Raw genomic sequence first — 24981 nt, forward strand, 5'->3', positions numbered from 1 at the left:
AGACCCCCGCACGACCCAGGCACGAGACCCAGGCACGAGACTCGGAGAGAACCGAACCCCATGCGACTGCAGTTCATGCTCAGCGAGATCTGGATCGGCCTGCGCCGGAACGCCTCGATCGCCGTCTCGGTGATGCTCGTGACGATGGTGTCGGTCTACCTCATGGGCATCGGGTTCCTCGCCCAGAGCCAGGTGACCACCCTCAAGGGCTACTGGTACGACCGGATCCAGGTCTCGATCTTCATGTGCGGCAAGGACTCGATCGACGCGAACTGTGCCGGCAAGGCGGTGACGCCCGAGCAGCGCGACGCGCTCAAGGCCCAGCTCGAGCAGATGAAGCCCCTGGTCAAGAACGTCTACTACGAGTCCGAGCAGCAGGCGTTCGACCGGTTCAAGGAGCAGTACCGCAACTCACCCCTCTCGGAGTACCTCCAGGTCGGCGACATCCCGCAGAACTTCCGCGTCCAGCTGACGGACCCCAAGAAGTTCGACGTCGTCGTGAGCGCGTTCGAGGGGGCGCCGGGCGTCGGGCGGGTGCAGGACCAGCAGAAGACCCTGGAGAAGCTGTTCGCGGTGATGAACGTCGTGACCGTCGGCTCCCTCTTCCTCGCCCTGCTCATGGTGCTCTGCTCCGTGCTGCTCATGGCCACCACGATCCGGCAGGCGGCGTTCAGCAGACGCAGGGAGACCGGGATCATGAAGCTCGTCGGCGCCTCGAACTTCACCATCCGGCTGCCCTTCGTCATGGAGACGGTGCTGGCTGCCCTGGGCGGCACCGGTCTGGCCATCGCGGGTCTCTGGGCGACGACGCACTACCTCATCCCGAAGGTGTCGGCGGTGCTCCAGGACGCACCGCTCGTGGGTACGAGCGACATCTGGTACGTCGCCCCCTGGCTCGCGGTCCTCATGCTCGTCGTCGCGATCCTCACCAGCTGGGTGACGCTGCGCCGGTACCTGCGCGTCTGAGCCGGAGCCCGCACCGGCACGACCGAGTGAAGGCCCGCACCGGGACGACCGGTAAGGGCCCGGGCCCGGCTCGTCCGATCGCCCGAGGCTCGCCGCGCTTCCCCCGAAACCGGTGAGGTTTGTGTTACCAATGAGGCCTATGAGCGCGTTCCCCCCGTCTCAGCGTGCCTCGCGGCGGCTCCGGCTGTCCGCCTTCGGCCTCGCGGTCGCCTGCTCCCTGGGCATCGCCGCCCCCTCGGTGGCCGCCATGCCGACCGCCTCGTCGGGCGCGGTCGTGCGCGCCCCCGGGTCGACCGACCCCAACAAGGCCAAGAAGCAGGTCGACAAGGAGATCGAGTCGCTCAAGCAGCAGCTCGACGACACCTCGGTCGCCCTGCAGAACACCTACTTCGCGCTGCGTCGCACCCAGGCCGCCCTGCCCGTCGCCCAGGCCGCCCTCGACAAGGCGACGGCCGACGTCTCGGCCGCCGACGCGTACAACGACGACATGGCGGTCAAGCTCGAGGTGGCTCAGGCCAACGAGGCGCGGGCCGTCGACGAGCTGGCCTCGACCCGCAAGCAGCTCTCCGCCAGCCGCACCCGCGTGGCGCGGTTCGCGTCCCAGCTCTACCAGGACCAGGGGATGGGGCAGCTGTCGGTCGCCCTCAGCGCCACCACCCCGGACGACTTCGCCAACCGCATCGCCATGAACGACACGGTGATGGACGTGCAGCAGCAGTCGCTGCAGCGGCTGGCGACCGCCCGCGCGGCCGCCACCGCCCAGGAGGCGCACATCCGCGCCCTGCGGGAGGAGGTCGCCGCCGCGAAGAAGGCCGCCGAGGCGGCACTGGCCAGGGCCCAGGCCGCGCGGGCGAAGGCCGCCGACGCCAAGGCCAAGCTCGATGCCCTCGCCGTGCAGCAGGCGGCCCAGTCCCAGACCCTCGAGGCCCAGAAGGCCAACGAGCGCAAGAGCCTCGACGCCGCCCAGAAGGAGCAGGCTCGGCTGCAGGCGGTCCTCGTCGCCCGTGCGAAGGCCGCCAAGGCCGCGGCCGCGGCCAGGGCGGCGGCGCTGCGCCGGGCGCACAAGCCCGTCCCGGCCCCGCCCAGCAGCGGCGGCGGCTTCCTGTCCCGGCCGTCCGACGGCTGGATCTCCTCGGAGTTCGGGATGCGGTTCCACCCGATCCTGCACTACTGGCGCCTGCACGCCGGCCGCGACTACGCCGCCAACTGCGGCACCCCGGTGCGCGCCGCCGCGCCCGGGACCGTCATCTCGGCCGGCTGGGCCGGCGGCTACGGCAACCGGATCGAGGTCGACCACGGGATCCTGCGCGGGGTGGACCTGGTGACGGCGTACAACCACCTCGAGCGGATCGTGGTCAGCGGCGGCCACGTGAGCCGCGGCCAGGTCATCGGGTACGTGGGGACGACCGGTGAGTCCACCGGCTGCCACCTGCACTTCGAGACCTACGAGGACGGCATCCCGAAGGACCCCCGTCGCTGGCTGTGACCTCGCCCGACCGCTGACGAGCGCCCGGGAAACCTCCCGGCGACCACGTTCGTCCGACCGGTAGCGTTGGACCGCCGGGCCGCGCGACGTGGCACCGGACCGACACGGACAGGAACAGCAGTGGCCAAGGAACAGGCGCGCAAGGTGGTCGCCAGCAACCGCAAGGCCCGCCACGACTACCTCATCGAGGACACCTACGAGGCGGGCCTGGTCCTCATGGGCACCGAGGTGAAGTCGCTGCGCATGGGACGTGCCTCGCTCGTCGACGGGTATGCCGCGTGGCGCGGAGACGAGCTGTGGCTCGAGGGCGTGCACATCCCCGAGTACGTCGAGGGCACGTGGACCAACCACACGCCCCGCCGGCGCCGCAAGCTGCTGCTGCACCGCGAGGAGCTGGCCAAGCTCCAGCGCAAGTCCAGCGAGACCGGGCACACCATCGTGCCGCTCAGCCTCTACTTCAAGGACGGGCGCGCCAAGGTCGAGCTCGCGGTCGCGAAGGGCAAGCGCCAGTACGACAAGCGCCAGACGCTGCGCGAGCGGCAGGACCGTCGCGACGCCGAGCGGGCGCTGCACTCCCGGGGGCGGTGACCGTGCGCGGGGGGACGTGGACCGGACGCCGGGGCACGCCGACCGGACGGCAGGGCGCGCCGACCGGACGGCAGGACGCGCGCAGGCGAGGCACTACCGTCGGTGCGGTCCTCGCCCTGCTCGTCGCGCTGGCCGTCTCGGTGCTCGCACCGGCGACCGCCCACGCGGCCGGGCAGGAGAAGGCGACGAGGTACCACGTGGACTTCGTCCTGCGGGGGGACGGCTCCGTCGACGTCACCGAGAACATCACGTGGCAGTTCCCCAGCGGGGAGTCCAGGCACGGGATCGAGCGGTACGTGAAGATCCGGGCCGGCTACCAGGACAGCCCGACCACGTACCGCGAGTACCCCATCAGCGACGTCTCGGCGAGCTCGCCGTCCGGCGCCCCCGCCGACACCCGCGTCATCGACGACAACGGCGCCTACGCCAAGATCCGGGTCGGGCGGCCGGACCAGACGGTCGAGGGCACGCAGACCTACGTCGTGCACTACCGCCTCGGCGCGGTGATGAACCCGTTCAGCGACCACGCCGAGTTCTACTACAACCTGCTCGACACCTCGAACAACCAGCTGTACGAGAATGTCACGGCCTCGGTGACGGGACCGAGCCCCGTGGACAAGGTCGACTGCTTCATCGGTGAGCCGGGGTCACGCCAGCGCTGCGACAGTGCCCCGGGCCCGACGGCGACGTTCTCCGTGGGCACGGTCGAACCCCGCTGGGGGGTGTCGATCCTCGCCTCGCTCCCGCTGGAGGGGTTCGGCACCCTGGCGCCCCAGCTGCACGAGGGAGCGGTCTCGGGCGACCAGGTGACGACGGCCGAGGGGTCCAGGGTCCTGGGCGCCCTGGCGCTCGGCACCGGGATCACCCTGCCGCTGCTCGCGGCCGGCCTCATGGGCCTCCTGGTCTGGACCCGGGGCCGCGACGAGCAGTACGCCGGGCTCACCCCGGGCCTCGTGCCGGGGGTGGGGCAGCAGGCGACGGTCGTCCGCGGCGCCAGCCCCACGGTCGCCGTCCAGTTCACGCCTCCCCAGGGAGTCCAGCCCGGGCTGGTCGGCACCGTCATCGACGAGACGGCGAACACCATCGACGTCGCCGCCACCCTCGTGGACCTCGCCGTGCGGGGCTACCTGCGCATCGAGCAGGTCGGGGAGGGCGGTTTCGGCCACCGCCAGGACTGGCGGCTCACCCGGACCGAGCCGACGCCCGAGCAGGCCCGCACGCCCCTGCGCGCCTACGAGGCCGAGCTGCTCGCCGGCGTGTTCTCCGGCGGCGGGCAGGTGGTCGACCTGTCCGACCTGAAGAACCGGTTCAAGCCGACCCTGAGCAGGGTGCAGGCGCAGATGTACGACGAGGTGGTCCAGCGGGGCTGGTTCCGGCGGTCGCCGCAGAGGCAGCGGGGCACGTGGCAGGGGCTGGGGTTCCTCATCGCCGCCGCTGGCTTCGTCAGCCTCTTCTGGCTGCACGAGCCGCTCTCGCGGATCGCGTCCGGTGCGGGTCTGCCCTTCTCACCGTCGTTCGCGCTGTCGATCGGGGCCGTGCTGGCCGGGGTCATCACCATGGTCCTCGGCAGCAGGATGGCGGCCCGGACGGCCGACGGCAGCGCGGTGCTCGCGCAGTCCAAGGGCTTCAAGCAGTACCTCGTGACGGCCGAGGCGGACCAGATCAGGTGGGAGGAGGCCCAGGACGTCTTCAGCCGCTACCTGCCCTACGCGATCGTCTTCGGGGTGGCCTCGCAGTGGGCCTCGACCTTCCAGCGGGTCGCCGAGGCGGCGGCCGCCGCCGGGCACCCCCTGGCCATGCCGGTCTGGTACCTCGGGGGCGACTACGGCTCGTTCGGCGGCATCGCCGACGGGATGGACTCGTTCACGAGCACCGCGGGCAGCACCTTCACCAGCACCCCCGGCAGCTCCGGCGGCTCCGGGTTCTCCGGAGGGGGAGGCTTCTCCGGAGGAGGCGGGGGCGGCGGGGGCGGCGGCTCCTGGTAGCGGCCGGACACGACATAGCCCCGACACGACACCGCCCGGACACGACACCGCCCGGACACGACACCGCCCGCTCGCAGTGGCGAGCGGGCGGCCTGGGACGTCGGGTCAGTCGCGGAACGCGTCCTTGACCTTCTCGCCCGCCTGCTTCACGTCGGCCTTGGACTGGTCGGCCTGGCCCTCGGCCTCGAGGCGCTCGTTGTCGGTGGCCTTGCCGGCGGCCTCCTTGGCCTTGCCCTCGGCCTGCTCAGCGGCGTTGCCCATCTTGTCGCCCATGCCCATGTCGCTCTCCTCGTGTCGTATCGGTCTCCTGGGGCGCACCGGCCGCTTCTTGACCGTGCTCCTTCGACCGTAACGCGACCGCGGCGACCCTGCAGGTCTGGCGACGCCGCAGGTCAGGGCCCTGCCGTCCACCCGGAGGCGCCGGGTGGACGCTCAGGTGGCCAGGACGAGGAGCAGGTCGCCGCCCTCGACCTGCTGCTGGCTGCCGATGGCGAGCCGTCGCACGGTGCCCGCCACCGGTGCGGTGATGCTGGCCTCCATCTTCATCGCCTCGATGGTGGCGACGACCTGGCCGGACTCGACCGGCGTGCCCTCCTCGACGGCCAGGCTGACCACCCCGGCGAACGGCGCGGCCACCTGGCAGCGGTCCGCCGGGTCGGCCTTCTCCGCGGTCCGCACGTCGACGGCGACGGCCTCGTCGCGCACCTGGACGGGGCGCAGCTGGCCGCCCATCGTGAACATCACCGTCCGCAGGCCGCGCTCGTCGGCGTCGGAGATCGACTGCAGCCCGATGATGAGCCGCTTGCCGGGCTCGAGGTCGATCTCGTGCTCGGACCCGACCTCGATGCCGTGGAGGAACTCACGGGTGCCGAGGACGGCGAGGTCGGAGTAGGCCTCGCGCGACTTCTCGAAGTCGGCCGTCGGCCCCGGGAACAGCAGGCGGTTCAGCGTGTTCCTCGGGTCGGCCTTGAGCGCCTCCTGGTCGTCCGGGGACAGCTCGGACAGGCGCGGCCTGGGCGTGCGGCCCTGCAACGCCTTGGTGCGGAACGGCTCCGGCCAGCCACCGGGCGGGTCGCCCAGCTCGCCCGACAGGAAGCCGATGACGGAGTCCGGGATGTCGTAGGCCGTGGGGTGGGCCTCGAAGTCGTCCGGGTCCGCCTTGGCGCCGACCAGGGCCAGCGCGAGGTCGCCGACGACCTTGCTGCTCGGCGTGACCTTGACGATGTTTCCGAGGATGCGGTTCGCCGCGGCGTACATGTCCTCGACCGCCTCGAAGTGCTCGCCGAGGCCGAGCGCGATCGCCTGCTGGCGCAGGTTCGACAGCTGGCCGCCCGGGATCTCGTGGGTGTAGACGCGGCCGGTGGGGGCGGGCAGGCCGGACTCGAAGGGGAAGTAGAGCTGGCGCACGGCCTCCCAGTAGGGCTCCAGGTCGTTGACCGCGCGCAGGTCGAGGCCGGTGGCGCGCGGGGTGCCGTCGGTGGCCGCGACGAGCGAGGACATCGAGGGCTGGCTGGTGGTCCCGGACAGGGCGGCGTTGGCGACGTCGACGGCGTCGACCCCGCCGTCGATCGCGGCGAGGAGGGTCGCCAGCTGTCCGCCCGCGGTGTCGTGGGTGTGCAGGTGGACGGGCTGGTCGAACCGCTCGCGCAGGGCCGTCACCAGGGTCCGGGCCGCCGGGGCGCGCAGCAGGCCGGCCATGTCCTTGATGGCGATGACGTGCGCGCCGGCCTCGGCGATCTGCTCGGCGAGGCGCAGGTAGTAGTCGAGCGTGTAGAGCTTCTCGCCGGGGCTGGTCAGGTCGCCGGTGTAGCAGAGGGCGACCTCGGCGACGGCGGTGCCGGTCGCGCGGACCGCGTCGATGGCGGGCCGCATCTGGTCGACGTCGTTGAGGGCGTCGAAGATCCGGAAGATGTCGATGCCGGTGCTCGCGGCCTCGGCGACGAACGCGTCGGTCACCTCGGTCGGGTAGGGCGTGTAGCCGACCGTGTTGCGTCCACGCAGCAGCATCTGCAGCGGCAGGTTCGGCATCGCCTCGCGCAGGGCGGCCAGCCGGTGCCACGGGTCCTCGGAGAGGAAGCGCAGCGCCACGTCGTACGTCGCCCCGCCCCAGGCCTCGACCGAGAGCAGCTGGGGCGTCAGCCGCGCGACGTGCGGGGCGACGTGCATGAGGTCGCGGGTCCGCAGCCGGGTGGCGAGCAGCGACTGGTGCGCGTCCCGGAAGGTGGTCTCGGTGACCCCGACCGGGACCTGCTCACGCAGGTCGCGTGCCCACTGCTCGGGGCCGACCCGCAGGAGCCGGTCGCGGGCGCCGGGCGCCGGGGGAGTGCTGCGGTCGATCTCCGGGAGCTTGGAGCGTGGCGAGACGCGGGTGCGCCCGGGACCGTGCGGCTGGTTGACGGTGACCTCGGCGAGGTAGGTCAGCAGCTTGGTGCCCCGGTCGGCGGGGACGCGGGCGGTGCGCAGGGCCGGGCGCTCGTCGATGAACGCGGTGGAGAGGCGGCCGGCCTGGAAGTCCGGCTCCTCGAGCAGCGCCTGGAGGAAGGGGATGTTCGTCGACACCCCGCGGATCCGGAACTCGGCCAGGGCCCGGCGGGCGCGGCGTACGGCCGTGGGGAAGTCGCGGCCACGGCAGGTGAGCTTGACGAGCATCGAGTCGAAGTGGGCACCGATCTCGGCGCCCACGAAGACGGTGCCGCCGTCGAGCCGGACGCCGGCGCCCCCCGCGGAGCGGTAGGTCGTGACGCGTCCGGTGTCGGGGCGGAACCCGTTGGCGGGGTCCTCGGTGGTGATGCGGCACTGGAGGGCGGCGCCGCGGATCCGGAGCATGTCCTGCGACAGCCCGAGGTCGGCGAGGGTCTCGCCGCTGGCGATCCGCATCTGGCTGCTCACCAGGTCGACGTCGGTGATCTCCTCGGTGACGGTGTGCTCGACCTGGATCCGCGGGTTCATCTCGATGAAGACGTAGCGCCCGTCGGGGGCGAGGAGGAACTCGACGGTGCCCGCGTTGACGTAGCCGATCTCCCGGGCGAAGGCGACCGCGTGGGCGCACATCCGCGCCCGGAGCTCGGGGTCGAGGTTCGGCGCCGGCGCGATCTCGACGACCTTCTGGTGGCGTCGCTGGACCGAGCAGTCACGCTCGAACAGGTGCAGGACACCGCCGTCGGGGCCGGCGCCCGTGCCGTCGCTGAGCACCTGGACCTCGATGTGGCGAGGGCTGAGGACCGCCTCCTCGAGGAAGACCGTCGCGTCCCCGAACGCCGACTCGGCCTCGCGCATGCACGCCTCGAGCGCCTCGCGCAGGTCCTCGCGGCGCTCGACCCGGCGCATGCCCCGGCCACCGCCACCGGCCACGGCCTTGGCGAACACCGGGAAGCCGATCTCCTCCGCGCCGCGGACCAGCTCCTCGACGTCGGTGCTCGGCGGGGCGCTGCGCAGCGTGGGGAGGCCCGCCTTCTTCGCGGCCGCGATGGCGCGCGCCTTGTTGCCGGTGAGGTGCAGGACCGGTGCCGGCGGCCCGACGAAGGTGATGCCGGCATCGGCGCAGGCCTGGGCGAGGTCGGGGTTCTCGGAGAGGAAGCCGTACCCCGGGTACACCGCGTCGGCGCCCGCCTCGAGGGCCACGCGCACGATCTCGGCGGGGTCGAGGTAGGCCCGGACGGGGTGCCCCTCCTCGCCGATCCGGTACGCCTCGTCGGCCTTGAGCACGTGCTCGGACTTGCGGTCCTCGTACGGGAACACGGCCACCGTCTTGGCCCCGAGCTCGGTGGCGGCGCGGAAGGCGCGGACGGCGATCTCGCCACGGTTGGCGACCAGGACCTTGCTGAACACGGGACCTCCTCGGGGCGGACGAGCGGTCCGCGGGAACGGGCGGTGCGCGCTCGATCCTAGTGAGGGTCCCGATGGCTGAGACGGTACGACCGGTATGCGGACGGTTAGGGTGGGACCGGCCGCAGGGGCCACGGCGTGACCCGAGCAGGCGTCACGTGCTCACCCTCAGGAACGAGCCGGGAGGCCCTGTGGCAGGACGTCATGCGGCGCATCGCCGGGTCCTCACGCCGGCACGCGCCCTCGTGCTCCTCACGGCGCTCGCCGTGGTCGCCCTCGTCCTGCTCGTCCGGCCGTCCGACCGGCCGGGGCCGCCCCCCTCCTCGGTGCCTGCCGTCCCCACGGTGAGCAGCACGTCGCCGCTGTCGTCGGCCACGGGCTCGCCCACCCCGTCCGGCAGCCGGTCGGGCACGGGGACGACCACGATGACCCGCAGCGGCACCACTGCGCCCCCGACGTCCCGGTCGTCCGCACCCGCGGTGCCGCTGCCGACCTCGCCGCGGGCGGCCACGTCGCCGCCGACCACCGTCCCGTCGCCCACCACCAAGAGGACCGGCAAGCCCACGGCTCCCCCCGGGCGTCCGACGACTCCACCACCGCGGAAGTGAGTCGGGAGCCTGCCCGCCCGGCGCGCCGGCGGGCTGGTGGCGCTGGACACCAACGGCGCTGGACACCAACGGCGCTGGACACCAACGGCGCTGGACACCAACGGCGCTGGACACCAATGGCCCTGGACACCACAGCGTCGTGGCCGCCGCCCCCGGAAGGGCGGCGGCCACGGCCTCCACTGGTGGAGTCAGGCGGTGACCGGGTCGGTCACAGGTCCACGGGGCGCAGGACGCGCGAGATGCCGTGGGCGATCTGGACGTTGCCCTTGTTGATGTTCGGCCGCACGACCCAGGCGTTGGCGTCGTTCGGGTCGGCGTCGACCAGGGTCACCCAGCGGTGGTGGCGCACCTCCACCGTGAGGGTTCCGCCGGACGCGGTGGTGAGCACCGCGCCGTCGGACGCCCGGGCCGCGCGGTAGTCGACCGTCGCACCCGGAACCACGTGGTAGAGCAGGACCGCCTCGACCGTGTCGATGCCGAGCGAGGCGACCGCCGCGAAGACCGCGCTCTCGCTGGTGTAGTGCTGGCCGGTGAGGTCGGTCGCCAGCGCCCTGAAGGCGGCGTCCGTCGGCAGGAACGCCGTCAGCGGCACCGACCCGTCGGCGAGCACGCCGACCGGGGAGCCCGGCTTGGCGGCGAGCACGGCGTGCACGGCGTTGTCGACGATGTCGAAGTCGTTCCAGTTGCGGTCGAAGCCCGATCCGTCCTTGGCGAGCACCGCAGCGAGGCTGCGGGTGCCCGTGGGCGCCGGCTCTCCCGTCCCGTGGGCGGAGGCGGAGCCGGCCCCGACCAGGGACAGTGCGCCGGCGAGCGTGGCGGTGGCCAGGGCGGCCACGATGCGTCGTACGTGCATGAGGGTCTCCAGTGTGTGTGCGGACAGCGGCTGCGTCCGGGGTCCTGCCGTGGCCGCCGCCAGCACCACTCCCCGGTCATCCCTCGCCCCCTGTTCGGAACCACCGACGGACCGGATGGGTGGCGCCGAGCCGGTCCGCGGCGGACGGCCCGAGCGGCGCTCGCGGCGGACGGCCCGAGCGGCGCTCGCGGCGGACGGCCCGAGCGGCAGTCGCGGCGGAGGGGGTGAGCGGGCCGGCGGAATGGATGCGGGGTCCGCGGCTGTTGGAGGGTAGGCTGGTCCCACAACTCAACAGCGGATGTGTGAGCACCCCTGCACTCGCAGGAGCACGGGGGTGATCGGTTTCGACATTGGTCGGTTGTCCAGGGGAAGCGGGTCGAGGATGCAAGGTCATCTCGTCAACGCTCCTTGCAAACCAATAGGTGCCAATTCCAAGCGCACCGACTTCGCCCTCGCCGCCTGAGCGAGCCACGAAGTCCGTCAGCCTGAGCTAGTTCCCGTCTCAGTGTCTGGCGTCAGCTAGGGAACTCGCTGCGCAGTCATGCCGAGGGGCTGCGCGGGACTCTCACTCGGCTGGGCCTGTCAGGGGACGCGTGCGTGCGAGCCCTGGGGCCGAGAAAATCCGCAGCGCACTGCACCCGGAGAAGCCCTGGTAAGTCGTCAGTGGACGCGGGTTCGATTCCCGCCACCTCCACCACCGTGGTGCTCGCACATCGCCGTTGAGCCGCAAGGGCCCGGTCACGTCGTGACCGGGCCCTTGCGCGTCCCCCGGCTTAGGGTGGGGCATGGCCCAGACCCCGGTGCGCGAGCGGGCGCTGCACACCGCCGGGCGGTATGCCGAGCGGCTGGGCTGGTGGACCGTCGCGAACTGGGTGCTGCTCGTCACGGCCGTGCTGGGGCTGGCGCTGACGGCGTCCCTCACGACGCTCGCGGAGGACGTCTACGAGTCCGTCGTCGACGCGAACGGCGTGGCCGTGCTCGACCAGCCCGCGCTCGACCAGGCCGTCGCGTGGCGGTCGCCCGGGCTGGACCGGGTGGTCACGGCCTACACCGACGTCGGAGGGCCGGTGGGCATGCCGGTCCTGACCCTGGTCGTCGTGGCCCTCATGGTCTGGGCCTGGCGGTCGTGGACCCCGGTGGTGCTGCTGGTCCTGGCGGCTGCCGGGTCGTTGGCCCTCACGGTCGCCGGCAAGGACCTCGTCGGCCGGGCCCGGCCGCCCCAGATGTTCGCGGTCCCGCCCTACGAGTCGTCCCCGTCGTTCCCCAGCGGCCACACGCTCAACGCCACCGCCATCGGCGCCGTGGTCGTCTACCTGCTGCTGCGCAAGGTGCACCACGCCTGGGCGCGCACCACCGCGGTCGTGCTCGGAGCGGCGTTCATGCTCACGATGGGGCTCAGCCGGGTGTTCCTCGGGCACCACTGGCTGTCCGACGTGGTCATGGGCTGGGTCCTCGGGCTCGCCTGGGCCACGGTCGTCGTGACCGCCCACCGGATGTTCCTCGCAGTGCGTCGCGAGGCAGCGCGCAGGGGTGCACCCGCCACGACCTGACAGGCCGTGCAGGGCTGCTCAGCCCGGCTGGCTCCCCGCGCGCTGCTGCTCGACCTGGGCCCGGACCTCGTCCATGTCGAGCGCCTGCACCTTGCCGATGACGTCCGCGAGCATGGGCGCGGGGAGCGCACCCGCCTGCGCGAAGACCAGGATCCCGTCGCGGAAGCCCATCAGGGTGGGGATCGAGGTGATGTTGGCGGCGGCGGCGAGCGCCTGCTCGGCCTCGGTGTCGACCTTGGCGAAGACGATGTCGTCGTGCTGCTCGGACGCCGCCTCGTAGACGGGTGCGAAGCGCTTGCACGGCCCGCACCACTCGGCCCAGAAGTCCACGAAGACGGTGCCGCCCTCGAGGACGGTCTTCTCGAACGTGTCGGCGGTCAGCTCGACGCTTGCCATGTCAGCTCAGCTCCCATCGGACCGCGACGGTCGCGGTCACTGTGTTCTCGCCCAGCTCGAGCGAGGGACCCCCCGCGCCGGCCGCCATCCGGGCGAACCGGGGCTGGGCACCACCCTCGACAACGTCGCTCACGCGCACAACCTTCCCCAGGCCCCTGCCGGCCAGCGCGGCATACTGCTCGGCCTTCGCCTGCGCGTCCGCGAAGGCGGCCTCGCGGGCCGCCGCCAGCAGCGGCGAGGGGTCGGCGAGGTCGAGGCCGACGTGGTCGATGGTGAGGGCGTTCCCGGCCGCCCCGGCGAAGGCGTCGACGAGGGCTCCGACGAGGGCGGGGTCCCGCACGGTCAAGGCCAGTCCCTGCTGCGCGGTGTAGCCCACGACGGCGGTGCCGTCGCGGTCGTACCGCGGCTGCACGCCGCTGCTGGTGGTGCGCACGTCCCCCGGCGCCACCCCGTGGTCACGGGCCGCCTGGGCGAGGGCGGCCGCGCGGGCCGCGGCGTCCGCCAGGGCCGCGGAGACCTCGGTCGCCTCGCACCGGACGCCGGCGCTGACCCGCACGACGTCGGGCGGCGAGGAGGTCCGTCCCGAGCCGGTCACGTCGATGTGGTCCGTCATGGAGCAAGCCTAGGCTGGAGGACATGGACACCGAGCAGATCCGGCAGTACTGGGACGAGGCCGCGCAGGAGTACGACAGCTTCGCCGACCACGGGCTGCTCGACTCCGACGTGCGGTCCGCGTGGAAGGACCTGCTGCGGACCTGGCTGCCCACGACGCCCTCGGACGTGGGTGACCTCGCCTGCGGCACCGGCACCATGAGCGCCCTGCTCGCCGAGCTCGGCCACCAGGTCCGTGGGATCGACCTCTCGGGGGAGATGGTGGCCCGGGCCCGCGCCAAGACCGCCCCCTTCGGCGGTGCGGTCCGGGTCGAGCAGGGCGACGCCGGGGAGCCGCCGTGGTCCGAGGGCAGCCTCGACGTCGTCTTCGCCCGGCACATCCTGTGGACCCTGCCCGACCCGCAGGCCACGTTGCGCCGGTGGGCACGCCTCCTGCGGCCCGGCGGCCGGATGGTCCTGATCGAGGGCCGCTGGGGCGTCGAGGCCGCGGAGAGGGAGCCGGGTATGCCGTGGGCCGCCGGCGTCCCGTCGCAGGAGCTCGCCGCCGTCGTCCGCGAGCTCGTCGGCGAGCCGAGGGTGCTGCCCCTGTGGGACACCGTCTACTGGGGCAAGGAGCTGGAGCACGAGCGCTACCTGCTCACCGCCACGGCCCCGGGGTCGACTCCGGCAGGGGAGTCCTCCTCGACGACGCGGGCCGCTGCCGGGTCGGGCCGGTCATGAGCGAGGACGCGGCCACGGGGCCGGCCGAGGCCACACCCGTCCGGCGGGTCGGGTGGGTCTTCGGTGTGCTGGCGCTGCTCACCATCCCCTGGACCGTGTGGCTCGCCGTCCAGCTGCCCAGCTCGCGCCCGGCAGCCCACTACGACCTCGCCTGGGGCGGTTTCGACGCCGCCCTCGTCGTGGTGCTGCTCGCCACCGGCTGGGCCGCGGTCCACCTCACCCCCTGGCTGCCCGCCCTCGCCGCGGTGAACGGGACGATGCTCGTCGTCGACGCGTGGTTCGACGTGGTCACCGCCCCGACGACGACGGAGCGGTGGCTCGCGCTCGGCATGGCCGTCGTCGTCGAGCTGCCCCTGGCTGCCGTCTGCCTCTGGCTCGCCGTCACGGGACAGCACCTGCTGCGCCGGCGGCTGCTGCGCCGGGTGTGGCGGCTGCAGCGCAGGGCGATGCGCACCGGGGTGCTGACCCCGGCCGCCGTGGACGCGGGGGAGGTCCGGGAGCCCGGGGTCGTCGGGCAACCCGGCGCCGTCGATCCTCCTGACCTGCAGCGTTTGTAGCCCATTTGCGGCATTGGTCCGGAGGGTCCACGCTCACCGGGTGAGCGCGACGACGAAGTCCGAGGCCGAGGTCCCCGCCGACGAGCCGGGAGGTGGCCGGCTCCAGGCCGGCCTCAAACCGCGGCACATCACGATGATCTCGATCGCCGGGGTGATCGGTGCCGGCCTCTTCGTCGGGTCCGCGAACGCCATCGCGACTGCCGGCCCCGCCGTGCTCCTCGCCTACGCGCTCGCCGGCACGCTGGTGGTGCTCGTCATGCGGATGCTCGGGGAGATGGCCACCGCCCAGCCCGACACCGGCTCGTTCTCCACCTACGCCGACCGGGCCCTGGGGCGGTGGGCAGGCTTCTCGATCGGCTGGCTCTACTGGTGGTTCTGGGTCATCGTCATCCCCGTCGAGGCCACTGCCGGCGCCCTGATCCTCGGGGACTGGTTCCCGGCCGTGCCGCAGTGGGTGTTCGCGCTGGTCATCACCGGGCTGCTGGTCGGGACGAACCTGTTCAGCGTCGGCAACTACGGCGAGTTCGAGTTCTGGTTCGCGCTCATCAAGGTCGTGGCGATCGTGCTGTTCATCGGCGTCGGCATCCTCGCCATGCTGGGCGTCCTGCCGGGGTCGCACACCTCCGGGGTGGGCCACCTCTGGCAGGACGGTGGGTTCATGCCCAAGGGCCTCGGCGCCGTGTTCTCCGCGATGCTCATCACGATGTTCACGTTCATGGGCACGGAGATCGTCACCATCGCCGCCGCCGAGTCCCCGAACCCCGAGACCGGCATCCGCAAGGCGGTCAACTCGGTGATCTGGCGGATCAGCCTGTTCTACCTCGGCTCCATCCTCGTGGTCGTCGCGCTGGTCCCCTGGAACGACAAGGGACTCTCGGCCGGGGGGTCGGGCTCGTACCAGTTCGCCCTCGAGCGGATGGGGCTCGGCGGCCTCAAGACGGTCCTGGAGTTCGTCATCCTCACCGCGGTCGCGTCGTGCCTGAACTCCTCGCTCTACACGGCGTCCCGGATGGCGTTCTCCTTGTCGAGCCGTGGCGACGCGCCGTCGGCCTGGTCGCGCACGACCGAGCGCGGCGTGCCGGCCTGGGCGATCATCGCCAGCTCGGTGGTCGGCTTCCTCGGCGTCATCGGCAACTACCTGCTCCCGGAGGCGATCTTCGGCTACCTCCTCGCGAGCTCGGGGGCGATCGCCCTGTTTGTCTACCTCGTGATCGCCCTGTCCCAGCTGCGGATGCGGCGCCAGCTCGACGAGGCCGGCCACGACCCGGCGGTACGGATGTGGCTCTACCCGGGCCTGACCTACGCCACGATCGCCTTCATCGTCTTCGTCCTCGTCCTCATGCTCGTCCAGGAGGGCCACCGGCTCGAGCTGGCGCTGAGCCTGGCGCTCGCGGCCGTCATCGTGGCCGTGGGGGTGCTGCGGACCCGCGGGGAGCGACACGCGGAGGCCTCGCCTGCCCAGCAGCCGGTCGCGGTTCGGCGTACCACGGAGTAATCAGGAGAATGCCGGCATGACCGCCGTGCCCTCCGTGTCCAACTCCATCACCGTCCGGCTCACGCTGCCAGCCCGCGCGACAGCGGTCTCCGAGCTGACCGGGGTCATCGAGGCAGGTGGCGGCCTGGTCACGGGTCTCGACGTCACGGCCTCCGGGGCCGACCGGCTCCGGGTCGACGTGACGGCCGCGGCCCGCGACACGGCCCACGCCGACGAGCTCGTCGAGGCGATGCGCGGCGTGCACGGCGTGGACATCGGCAAGGTGTCGGACCGCACCTTCCTCGTCCACCTCGGGGGCAAGCTCAAGATCGAGTCCAAGGTGCCGATCCGCAACCGCGACGACCTGTCGCTGATCTACACCCCGGGCGTCGCCCGCGTCTGCATGGCGATCGCTGAGAACCCCGAGGACGCCCGGCGCCTGACGATCAAGCGCAACACCGTCGCCGTCGTCACGGACGGGTCCGCGGTGCTGGGGCTGGGCAACATCGGACCGCTCGGGGCGCTGCCGGTCATGGAGGGCAAGGCGGCCCTGTTCAAGCGGTTCGCCGACATCGACGCGTTCCCGATCTGCCTGGACACCCAGGACACCGAGGAGATCATCCGCACGGTCAAGGCGATCAGCCCCGTGTTCGCCGGCATCAACCTCGAGGACATCTCTGCCCCCCGCTGCTTCGAGATCGAGCAGCGGCTGCGCGACGAGCTCGACATCCCCGTCTTCCACGACGACCAGCACGGCACCGCGATCGTCACGCTCGCGGCACTGCGCAACGCGCTGCGGGTCGTCGGCAAGGAGCTCGCCGAGTGCCGGGTGGTCATGTCCGGGGCGGGTGCCGCCGGGACCGCGATCCTCAAGCTGCTGCTCAAGGCGGGAGCCCGTGACGTCGTCGTGGCCGACCAGTTCGGCGTGCTGCACCCCGACCGCGAGGACATCGCCTCCGGTGACCACCCGCAGCTGGCCTGGTCGGCGGAGCACACCAACCCCCGGGGCGTCAGCGGCACGCTGAGGGCCGCGGTCGCGGGCGCCGACGTGTTCATCGGCGTCTCGGCCCCGCACATCCTCACGGGAGACGACATCGCCGCGATGGCCGACGGTGCGATCGTGTTCGCCATGGCCAACCCCGAGCCCGAGGTGGACCCGACCGCCGCCGCCCAGCACGCCGCGGTCGTCGCGACGGGCCGCTCGGACTTCGCCAACCAGATCAACAACGTGCTGGTGTTCCCCGGCGTCTTCCGGGGGCTGCTCGACGCAGCCTCGCGGACCATCGACGAGGACGTCCTGCTCGCGGCCGCCACGGCCCTGGCGGACGTGGTGCACCCGGACGAGCTCAACGCGGCCTACATCATCCCCAGCGTGTTCCACCCGGACGTGTCGACCGTCGTCGCGGCTGCCGTCAAGGCCGCCGTCCTCGGCACGTCCCCCGAGGCCGTCGAGCGCGCGGCGCTCGCGACCGACGACGGCGAGCTCATCGGCTGAGCCCGGCCTCGCGACAGCCCGCCGCGGCGGGGTCCCCCTCGGAGCCCGGGCTCGGCCGGGGTCTGTGCCCCGGGCAGGGACTCGCGCGGTCAGCCGCGAGGGGTCAGGCCGAGCTCAGCAGCCAGCAGCTCGAGGCTGCGCAGCTTGGCGTCGAGGTCGGGCGTCGGGGCCACGAGGGTGACCTCGTCGGCCCCCGCCTCGTCGGCGAGCGCGATCAGGCCGGCGGCCACCTCGGCCGGCGGCCCGGCATACACGCGCCCCTCCAGGCTCGGCGCGACGGCTGCGAACTCCGGGCTGAGGCGGTAGGCGCGGATCTCCTCCGCGCTGGGGCGCGTCGTGGCGCCGCCCCGCAGGCGCTGCATCTGCAGCGCCCAGCCTGCGCGGAAGTCCGCGGCCACGTCGGGGTCCTCCGTGGCCAGGGCGAGGACCGAGATGATGACGCGCGGGGTGTCGCCGAGCGGTCCCGGCCGGAAGTCGCGGCGGTACGCCCGCAGCGCCTCGACCGCGAGCCCGGGGCTCATGTGGTGGGCGAAGACCGTGGTCATCCCGTTGACGGCGGCGAACGAGGAGCCCCAGCCGCTCGAGCCGAGCATGAGCAGCTCCGGACTGGTGTCGACGACGGGCGTGGCCCGGACGGCCTCGAAGGGGTGGTCGTCGGGCCAGCTGTCCGACAGGAACGCGATCAGCTCGGCGGCCTGCTGGGGGAAGTCGTCGGCGGTCAGGGCCTCCCGCGACCGCCGCAGGGCGAAGGCCGTGAGCTGGTCGGTGCCCGGCGCCCGCCCGAGGCCCAGGTCGATCCGTCCCGGGTGCAGCATCTCGAGGGTCTTGAACCACTCGGCGACCTTGAGGGGGGAGTGGTTGGGGAGCATGATCCCGGCCGCGCCGACCCGGATGCCCGAGGTGAGCGAGGCGAGGTGGGCGATGAGGATCTCCGGCGAGCTGCTCGCCAGCCCGGCGAAGCTGTGGTGCTCGCTGATCCAGTAGCGCGCGTAGCCCAGCCGGTCGGCCGCCCTGATCGTGCGCTCACTCCGGGCGATCGCCTGCTGCGCGGTCAGGCCCGACGGCACATCCACGAAGTCGAGGAGGGACAGCGGGCGCGGGCTTCCGGGGGTCGGCGAGGTCACGTCCGGTGCCAACACCGGTCACGCGCCGGCGATTCCGCCCGTCTACGCTGCACCGCGTGAGCGAGACGACGACCCGGACCTCCTCGACGCGGTCGACCTCGGTGGCGCGCGTCGGGTTCGCGCTGCTCCTGGTGGTCCACCTGTGCTGCCTGTACTGGCCGCGCGTCGACGTGCAGGGGCCGGTGACGTGGACCGACAAGGTCGTCCACGTCCTGCTGTTCGGTGTCCCGACCGTGGTCGGCCTGCTCGCGGGGCTGCGGCCCGCGTGGCTCGTGGGCCTGCTCGCCCTGCACGCCCCGGTCAGCGAGCTCGTCCAGCACTACCTGCTGCCGCACCGCGACGGCGACGTCTGGGACGCCGTGGCGGACCTGTCCGGCGTGGTGCTCGGCGTCACCCTCGTGCTGGTCTGGAGGGCTCGGCGCCGCTGGTAGACTGGTCGGGCTCAGTTCGGCGGCGCCTGGCAGCGCCACCCGTGGCAGTGGAGCCACACCGATGTCCCCGAGGCCGACTGACGCCCACCGGATGACGACCGTCGATCCGGTCCACCGGGCCCGTGTGGCCTGAGGCTCGTCTTCCCCGGTTGCCCTCGCCAGGTGGCTCGAGACGTGTCTACCTCGAGTACCTGAAGTGAGCTGAACACCTGTGCCCAAGAACCTGCGATCCGCCGCGCCCAAGAAGGCCCGCTGGACTGCCGACCAGAAGGCTGCCGCGAAGAAGGGTCCCAAGAAGGCCCACCGCGGACAGTCCACCACCCGTCCGGCGCGCGACGCCGACCGGCTCGTGCGTCGTGAGTACGACCGTGACGACCGCCCGGCGAAGCGGTTCGACCGTGACGAGAACCGTGGCCCGCGCCAGTACGACCGTGACGACCGCCCGGCAAAGCGGTTCGACCGTGACGACCGCCCGGCGAAGCGGTTCGACCGTGACGACCGCCCGGCGAAGCGGTTCGACCGTGACGACCGTCCCGCGAAGCGGTTCGACCGTGACGACCGTCCCGCGAAGCGGTTCGACCGTGACGACCGCCCGGCCAAGCGGTTCGACCGCGACGAGAACCGTGGCCCGCGCCAGTACGCCCGCGACGACCGCCCCGCGAAGCGGTTCGACCGCGACGACCGCCCGGCCAAGCGGTTCGACCGCGACGAGAACCGTGGCCCGCGCCAGTACGCCCGCGACGACCGCCCCGCGAAGCGCTTCGACCGCGACGAGAACCGTGGCCCGCGCCAGTACGACCGCGACGACCGTCCCGCGAAGCGCTTCGACCGTGACGACCGCCCGGCCCGTCGCTTCGACCGCGACGACCGTCCCGCCCGGTTCGAGGACCAGGTGGACCCGGAGGCCCAGCGCATGGAGGCCGACACCTGGGTCAAGGCGACCCGCAAGTCCGTCGAGGGCCCGGTGACGGTCGACGCCGACAACGGCTTCGCCGCCCTGGGTCTCGGCGAGCGTCTCGTCGAGCGGCTGGCCCGTGACGGCATCACCACGCCGTTCCCGATCCAGGCGGCGACGATCCCGGACGCCCTCGCCGGCCGTGACGTCCTCGGCCGTGGCCAGACCGGCTCCGGCAAGACGCTTGCCTTCGGCCTGCCGATGCTGGCCCGCCTGGCCGAGCGCCCCAAGGCCGCCCCGCGGCGCCCCCGCGCCCTGGTCCTCGTGCCGACCCGCGAGCTGGCGATGCAGGTGTCGGACGCGATCGAGCCGCTCGTGCACGTCGTCGGCCTGCGCCACAAGCTGGTGGCCGGTGGCCTGTCCTACACGACCCAGATCAACGCGCTGAACCGTGGCGTCGAGGTGCTCATCGCCACGCCCGGCCGGCTCAAGGACCTCATCGAGCGCGAGGCCGTCGAGCTCGGCGACATCGAGGTCGCGGTCCTCGACGAGGCCGACCACATGGCTGACATGGGCTTCATGCCCGAGGTCACGGCGATCCTCGACCGGATGCCGGAGGGCGGCCAGCGGCTGCTCTTCTCGGCGACGCTCGACAAGGGCATCGACTCCCTCGTGGAGCGCTACCTCACCGACCCGGTGACCCACTCCACCGATGACGCCAAGGCCTCGGTCAGCACGATGGAGCACCACGTGCTGCTCATCGAGCCGGTGCACAAGAAGGTCATCACCGCGGAGGTCGCCAACCGCGAGGGCCGCACCGTCGTCTTCGTCCGCACCAAGCTGGGCGCCGACCGCGTCGCGATGCAGCTGCGTGAGCAGGGCGTGTTCGCCGCGGCGCTGCACGGCGGTCTCGGACAGGGCGCCCGCAACCGCGTCCTCGGTGCGTTCCGCGACGGCAGCCTGCCGGTGCTCGTCGCCACGGACGTCGCGGCCCGAGGCATCCACGTCGACGACGTGTCGGTCGTCCTGCAGGTCGACCCGCCGGCCGACCACAAGGACTACCTGCACCGCTCGGGCCGCACCGCCCGCGCGGGCGACAAGGGCACCGTCGTGACCCTCGCCCTGCCGCACCAGCGCAAGACGATGGAGCGGATGGCGCGCGAGGCCGGCATCGACGCCATGCCCACCCGGGCCGTCCCGGGTGACGAGCGGCTCGCCGCGACCGGCGCCACAGCCCCGAGCGGGGTCCCGGTGTCCGAGGAGCGGTTCAAGCGGCTCCTCGAGGGCGAGAAGCGCCAGCACCGTGGCGGCCCGCGTGGGCCCCGCAGTGGCGGCCCGCGGGGTCGCCAGGGCGGGCGCACCTTCGGCGGCGCGCGTCGGGCGCCGCGCGACTGACCTCGGCGTCACCTGTTCAGCCACGGCCCCGGTCCTCGTGACCGGGGCCGTGGCTTTGTGGGCAGAATGGGGGAGTGGAGACCAGCGAGCTGTCCGGCAGCCTCGTGCTGGCGACACCCCAGATCGAGGAGGGGGTGTTCGCCCGGAGCGTCGTGCTGCTGCTCCACCACGACGCGGAGGGTGCGCAGGGCGTCGTCCTGAACCGGCCGCTCGACGCGCGCGTCGACGCCGTCCTGCCCGAGTGGCAGGACCACGTCACCTCGCCGCAGGTGCTCTTCGAGGGCGGCCCGGTCGGGCTCGACAGCGCGCTGGGTCTGGTGACGGTCCCGGGGGACGTCGAGCCCATGGGGGTCAAGCGGCTGTTCGGCGGGGTCGGCCTGCTCGACCTCGACACCCCGCCCGAGCTCGTCATGCCCGAGGTGGCCGGCATGCGGATCTTCGCCGGGTATGCCGGGTGGGCCCCGGGGCAGCTGGAGGACGAGATCGAGGCCGGGTCCTGGTACGTGGTCGAGGCGGAGGGCCGCGACGCCTTCGACGACGACCCGCGGAGCCTGTGGGTGCGGGTGCTGCGACGTCAGCGCGACCACCTCGCCTTCGTGGCCACCTTCCCGGTGGACCCGGAGATGAACTGAGCCACCCGGCATACACTCGGGGGATGAGCGAGCCCCAGATCCCCCTGGACGACCCGCACGCCCCACAGGCACAGCCGGAGCCGCAGCGGCAGACGAGCACCGCCGTGCTCGAGCGCGAAGAAGTGCAGGAGCAGCTGCAGGAGCCCGGCGACCACGAGCGGTTCTCGCACTACGTGCGCAAGGAGAAGATCCTCGAGAGCGCGTTGTCCGGCGAGCCGGTGACGGCCCTGTGCGGCAAGGTCTGGGTGCCGGGGCGCAACCCCGACAGGTTCCCGGTGTGCCCGACGTGCAAGGAGATCTACGAGGGCCTGCGGGCGCCGCAGGACGGCGAGGACTGAGCCACCGGCGCGGTGCGCCGAGGCCCTCCGGGGTCGCCGGCGCCCTCCGGGCAGCCACCCAAAGCATGGGCGACTCTTGACCTCCCGCTGTGGTTTGCCGCAGTGCCGCAGAGGTTCCGGCTCCTAGCGTGCGACGCAGAGCCGCCCGCCGCACCGGGCGTGGTGGTCATCCCGCGAAAGGACGCCCATGAAGCTTCGTTCCCGACTCGCGCTCTCCTCACTGGTGCTGGGCGCTGCTGCCCTCGCGCTCGGCCAGGGCAGCGCACTGGCCCAGCCCATGGCGGGGGAGTCCACCGTCGCTGCCGAGTGCGCGACGCACTCCGACCCCGTCAACGCCGCCCGCTCGGCCCAGGGCGGCAACCGCAAGGACGGCAACGAGCTGTCCGCGGCGCAGGTCCGGGCCTACGAGGACGCGTTCGCCAGGGCCATGGCGGCCAAGGGCTACACCAAGAACGCCAACGGGTCGGCCCGCAAGCCCGGCGGTGGCGGCGCCTTCAGTGCGACGACCGTCAACGTCTACGTGCACGTCATCACCAGCGGCACGACCGGCGACGTGTCGGGTCTGGTGGACCGCCAGCTGAGCGTCCTCAACAGCGCCTACAGCGGCACCGGCTTCTCGTTCGTCAAGGCCGGCGTGGACAGGACCAGCAACGCGTCCTGGTACAACCTCTCCCAGGGCAGCAGTGCCGAGCGGGCGATGAAGACCGCGCTGCGCAAGGGCACGATGGACGACCTGAACATCTACACCGCGAACCTCTCCGGTGGCCTGCTCGGCTGGGCGACGTTCCCCAAGTCGTCGTACGACGTCATGGACGGCGTCGTCGTCCTCGACCAGAGCCTGCCCGGCGGCACGGCCTCGCCGTACAACCAGGGCGACACCGCCACCCACGAGGCCGGTCACTGGTTCGGGCTCTACCACACGTTCCAGGGCGGCTGCACCGGTCAGGGGGACTCGGTGTCCGACACCCCCGCCGAGGCCTCGCCGGCGTACGGCTGCCCGACCGGGCGCGACAGCTGCCCGAGCTCGGCCGGCCTCGACCCCATCAAGAACTTCATGGACTACACCGACGACGGCTGCATGAACACCTTCACGGCCGGGCAGACGACCCGGGCGCAGAACGCGTGGGTGACGTACCGGCAGGGGAGGTGACCGCGGGCACGCTCGGCGCGATCCTCGGCGCGATCCTCGGCACGTCGCGCCGGGGCGACCCGCCCTAGCACACCCCCGAGGCCCCGGCGGACAGGCCGGGGCCTCGGCATGTCGTTGCCGGGCAACGGTTATCGTGGCTGGCCTATGAGTACCGCCGCTGCCTCCCACCTGTCACCAGCATTCCCGGAGCGGGCGGCCTGGGGGACGGCGTCCAAGCTCCGCGCCTGGCAGCACGAGGCGCTCACGACGTACCTCCGGGCGACCCCGCGCGACTTCCTCGCCGTGGCGACCCCGGGCGCCGGGAAGACGACCTACGCGCTGCGGCTGGCCACCGAGCTGCTCGGGCGCGGCGTGATCACCGCGGTGACGATCGTCGCCCCCACCGAGCACCTCAAGATCCAGTGGGCGGAGGCGGCAGCCCGGGTCGGCATCCACATCGACCCGAAGTTCTCGAACTCCTCGGCCCGGCACTCCAGCGAGTACGACGGCGTCGCCCTGACCTACGCCCAGGTCGCGAGCCGGCCGTCCCTGCACCGCACCCGCACCGAGGCCGCGACCACCCTGGTGATCCTCGACGAGGTGCACCACGGCGGCGACAACCTCTCCTGGGGGGACGCCATCCGCGAGGCCTTCGAGCCCGCGACCCGGCGGCTGGCCCTCACGGGGACGCCCTTCCGCTCCGACACCTCGCCGATCCCGTTCGTGCGCTACGAGATGGACGGGGCCGGCATCCGCCGCTCGGCCGCCGACTACACCTACGGGTATGCCGAGGCGCTGCGCGACGGGGTCGTGCGCCCCGTGCTCTTCATGGCCTACGGCGGCGCGATGCGCTGGCGCACCAAGGCCGGCGACGAGATCGCCGCACGGCTCGGCGAGCCACTGACCAAGGACGCCATGGCGCAGGCCTGGCGCACCGCCCTCGACCCCAAGGGCGAGTGGATCCCGGCTGTCCTCGCGGCCGCGGACAAGCGGCTCACGGAGGTGCGGCGCGGTGTGCCCGACGCCGGGGCACTGGTCATCGCCTCGAACCAGACGAGTGCCCGCGCCTACGCCCGGATCCTCGAGTCGATCACCGGCGAGAAGCCGACGGTCGTCCTGTCCGACGACGCCGGCGCCTCCGCACGCATCGAGGACTTCGCCTCGAGCGAGTCACGGTGGATGGTCGCGGTGCGGATGGTGTCCGAGGGCGTGGACGTGCCGCGGCTCTGTGTCGGGGTGTACGCCACGTCCACCTCCACGCCGCTCTTCTTCGCCCAGGCGGTGGGCCGGTTCGTCCGGGCGCGTCGCCGCGGCGAGACCGCCTCGGTGTTCCTGCCGTCGGTGCCCGTCATCCTCGAGCACGCGGCGCGGCTGGAGGACGAGCGCGACCACGCCCTCGACCGTGTCACCAAGGACGGCGACGATGCCTCGATGTGGGCGGAGGAGGACGCCCTCGTCGCCGCGGCGAACCGCACCGCCAGAACGGCAGGCCTCGACGAGAGCACGTTCGAGGCGCTGCAGTCCGATGCCGAGTTCGACCACGTCCTCTTCGACGCCAAGCAGTTCGGACTCGGCGCCGCGGTGGGGTCGCAGGACGAGCAGGACTACCTCGGGCTGCCCGGGCTGCTCGAGCCGGACCAGGTCGCCCTGCTGCTGCACGAGCGGCAGACGGCGCAGAGCAGCCGCCGGCCCAAGGCCGCGCCCCAGCCGGTGTCGGCGCACCGTGCCCTTGCGGCCCAGCGCAAGGAGCTCAACGGGCTCGTCGCGGCATACGCCCGCAAGACCAACGCACCCCACGGCGTGGTGCACAACGACCTGCGCCGCGCCTGCGGCGGGCCCTCCCTCGACGCGGCGACCTCCGACGAGGTGGCCGCGCGGATCGAGAAGGTGCGCGCCTGGCTCGTCGGGCGCCGGTAACCGCT

The 24981-nt window shown here is 72.6% G+C and carries 22 protein-coding genes and 1 other RNA gene; 16 read left to right on the forward strand and 7 right to left on the reverse strand.

Going from position 1 to position 24981, the window contains the following annotated elements; translation table 11 throughout:
* Positions 1 to 60: 60 nt before the first annotated feature.
* The 4 genes from ftsX (at position 61) to ACYVDO_RS02055 (ending at position 5025) form a co-directional block, all read left to right on the forward strand.
* The gene (gene ftsX, locus ACYVDO_RS02040; protein ID WP_460932500.1) at positions 61 to 966 is read left to right on the forward strand and encodes a permease-like cell division protein FtsX; all 906 of its coding nucleotides are present in this window, start codon (positions 61 to 63) and stop codon (positions 964 to 966) included.
* A 139-nt stretch (positions 967 to 1105) separates the two neighbouring features.
* Positions 1106 to 2452 carry a M23 family metallopeptidase gene (locus tag ACYVDO_RS02045; protein ID WP_460932502.1) on the forward strand — a complete coding sequence of 449 codons (1347 nt, stop codon included), beginning with the start codon at positions 1106 to 1108 and terminating at the stop codon, positions 2450 to 2452.
* Between the two features lie 120 nt (positions 2453 to 2572).
* The gene (smpB, locus tag ACYVDO_RS02050) at positions 2573 to 3040 is read left to right on the forward strand and encodes an SsrA-binding protein SmpB (RefSeq protein ID WP_316005878.1); all 468 of its coding nucleotides are present in this window, start codon (positions 2573 to 2575) and stop codon (positions 3038 to 3040) included.
* The gene (locus tag ACYVDO_RS02055; protein ID WP_460932505.1) at positions 3037 to 5025 is read left to right on the forward strand and encodes a DUF2207 domain-containing protein; all 1989 of its coding nucleotides are present in this window, start codon (positions 3037 to 3039) and stop codon (positions 5023 to 5025) included. The genes smpB and ACYVDO_RS02055 overlap by 4 nt, the downstream gene beginning before the upstream one ends.
* Before the next feature lie 105 nt (positions 5026 to 5130).
* Here the strand turns inward: ACYVDO_RS02055 and ACYVDO_RS02060 are convergent, their stop codons facing one another.
* From ACYVDO_RS02060 to ACYVDO_RS02075, 4 genes are all read right to left on the reverse strand, one after another.
* Entirely contained in the window at positions 5131 to 5304 is a 174-nt protein-coding gene (locus tag ACYVDO_RS02060; RefSeq protein ID WP_460932507.1) for a CsbD family protein, read from the reverse strand.
* Between the two features lie 153 nt (positions 5305 to 5457).
* Positions 5458 to 8853: a pyruvate carboxylase gene (locus ACYVDO_RS02065; RefSeq protein ID WP_460932509.1), complete on the reverse strand. Its 3396-nt coding sequence runs from the start codon at positions 8851 to 8853 to the stop codon at positions 5458 to 5460.
* Between the two features lie 199 nt (positions 8854 to 9052).
* Positions 9053 to 9409, reverse strand: a complete 357-nt coding sequence (locus tag ACYVDO_RS02070; RefSeq protein WP_460932511.1) for a hypothetical protein — start codon at positions 9407 to 9409, stop codon at positions 9053 to 9055.
* A 257-nt stretch (positions 9410 to 9666) separates the two neighbouring features.
* Positions 9667 to 10311 (reverse strand): fasciclin domain-containing protein, encoded by a 645-nt coding sequence (locus ACYVDO_RS02075; protein WP_460932513.1) that lies wholly within the window; start codon positions 10309 to 10311, stop codon positions 9667 to 9669.
* A gap of 330 nt (positions 10312 to 10641) precedes the next feature.
* On the opposite strand from ACYVDO_RS02075, the gene ssrA reads away from it, so the two are divergent.
* Positions 10642 to 11008: a transfer-messenger RNA gene (ssrA, locus tag ACYVDO_RS02080) on the forward strand.
* An 88-nt stretch (positions 11009 to 11096) separates the two neighbouring features.
* Positions 11097 to 11861 (forward strand): phosphatase PAP2 family protein, encoded by a 765-nt coding sequence (locus tag ACYVDO_RS02085; RefSeq protein WP_460932515.1) that lies wholly within the window; start codon positions 11097 to 11099, stop codon positions 11859 to 11861.
* 18 nt (positions 11862 to 11879) lie between these two features.
* Here ACYVDO_RS02085 and trxA read toward each other — a convergent pair whose 3' ends face one another.
* The gene (gene trxA / locus ACYVDO_RS02090; protein ID WP_460932517.1) at positions 11880 to 12257 is read right to left on the reverse strand and encodes a thioredoxin; all 378 of its coding nucleotides are present in this window, start codon (positions 12255 to 12257) and stop codon (positions 11880 to 11882) included.
* Position 12258: 1 nt separating this feature from the next.
* On the reverse strand, positions 12259 to 12870 hold the full coding sequence (locus ACYVDO_RS02095) for an SIMPL domain-containing protein (protein ID WP_460932519.1): 612 nt from the start codon (positions 12868 to 12870) through the stop codon (positions 12259 to 12261).
* 23 nt (positions 12871 to 12893) lie between these two features.
* On the opposite strand from ACYVDO_RS02095, the gene ACYVDO_RS02100 reads away from it, so the two are divergent.
* The 4 genes from ACYVDO_RS02100 (at position 12894) to ACYVDO_RS02115 (ending at position 17115) form a co-directional block, all read left to right on the forward strand.
* Positions 12894 to 13589 (forward strand): class I SAM-dependent methyltransferase, encoded by a 696-nt coding sequence (locus ACYVDO_RS02100; RefSeq protein WP_460932521.1) that lies wholly within the window; start codon positions 12894 to 12896, stop codon positions 13587 to 13589.
* Positions 13586 to 14146 carry a hypothetical protein gene (locus tag ACYVDO_RS02105; RefSeq protein WP_460932523.1) on the forward strand — a complete coding sequence of 187 codons (561 nt, stop codon included), beginning with the start codon at positions 13586 to 13588 and terminating at the stop codon, positions 14144 to 14146. Before ACYVDO_RS02100 ends, ACYVDO_RS02105 begins: the two co-directional genes overlap by 4 nt.
* A gap of 133 nt (positions 14147 to 14279) precedes the next feature.
* Positions 14280 to 15641: an amino acid permease gene (locus tag ACYVDO_RS02110; RefSeq protein WP_460932671.1), complete on the forward strand. Its 1362-nt coding sequence runs from the start codon at positions 14280 to 14282 to the stop codon at positions 15639 to 15641.
* Positions 15642 to 15657: 16 nt separating this feature from the next.
* The gene (locus ACYVDO_RS02115; protein ID WP_460932525.1) at positions 15658 to 17115 is read left to right on the forward strand and encodes a malic enzyme-like NAD(P)-binding protein; all 1458 of its coding nucleotides are present in this window, start codon (positions 15658 to 15660) and stop codon (positions 17113 to 17115) included.
* 89 nt (positions 17116 to 17204) lie between these two features.
* Here ACYVDO_RS02115 and ACYVDO_RS02120 read toward each other — a convergent pair whose 3' ends face one another.
* Entirely contained in the window at positions 17205 to 18239 is a 1035-nt protein-coding gene (locus ACYVDO_RS02120) for an LLM class flavin-dependent oxidoreductase (RefSeq protein ID WP_460932527.1), read from the reverse strand.
* A gap of 56 nt (positions 18240 to 18295) precedes the next feature.
* Between ACYVDO_RS02120 and ACYVDO_RS02125 the strand changes: the two genes are divergently transcribed.
* The 6 genes from ACYVDO_RS02125 (at position 18296) to ACYVDO_RS02150 (ending at position 24976) form a co-directional block, all read left to right on the forward strand.
* Positions 18296 to 18670, forward strand: coding sequence for a VanZ family protein (locus ACYVDO_RS02125; protein ID WP_460932529.1), 375 nt, complete (start codon positions 18296 to 18298; stop codon positions 18668 to 18670).
* Positions 18671 to 18881: 211 nt separating this feature from the next.
* Entirely contained in the window at positions 18882 to 20960 is a 2079-nt protein-coding gene (locus ACYVDO_RS02130) for a DEAD/DEAH box helicase (RefSeq protein ID WP_460932531.1), read from the forward strand.
* Between the two features lie 74 nt (positions 20961 to 21034).
* A complete protein-coding gene (locus ACYVDO_RS02135; protein WP_460932533.1) occupies positions 21035 to 21592 on the forward strand; it encodes a YqgE/AlgH family protein in 558 nt (185 codons plus the stop codon).
* A 23-nt stretch (positions 21593 to 21615) separates the two neighbouring features.
* Positions 21616 to 21930 carry a DUF3039 domain-containing protein gene (locus tag ACYVDO_RS02140; protein ID WP_460932535.1) on the forward strand — a complete coding sequence of 105 codons (315 nt, stop codon included), beginning with the start codon at positions 21616 to 21618 and terminating at the stop codon, positions 21928 to 21930.
* Between the two features lie 187 nt (positions 21931 to 22117).
* Positions 22118 to 23080 carry a zinc metalloprotease gene (locus ACYVDO_RS02145; RefSeq protein WP_460932539.1) on the forward strand — a complete coding sequence of 321 codons (963 nt, stop codon included), beginning with the start codon at positions 22118 to 22120 and terminating at the stop codon, positions 23078 to 23080.
* Between the two features lie 144 nt (positions 23081 to 23224).
* Positions 23225 to 24976, forward strand: coding sequence for a DEAD/DEAH box helicase (locus ACYVDO_RS02150; protein WP_460932540.1), 1752 nt, complete (start codon positions 23225 to 23227; stop codon positions 24974 to 24976).
* The last annotated feature ends 5 nt before the right edge of the window (positions 24977 to 24981 follow it).

Source organism: Phycicoccus ginsengisoli (assembly GCF_054779295.1).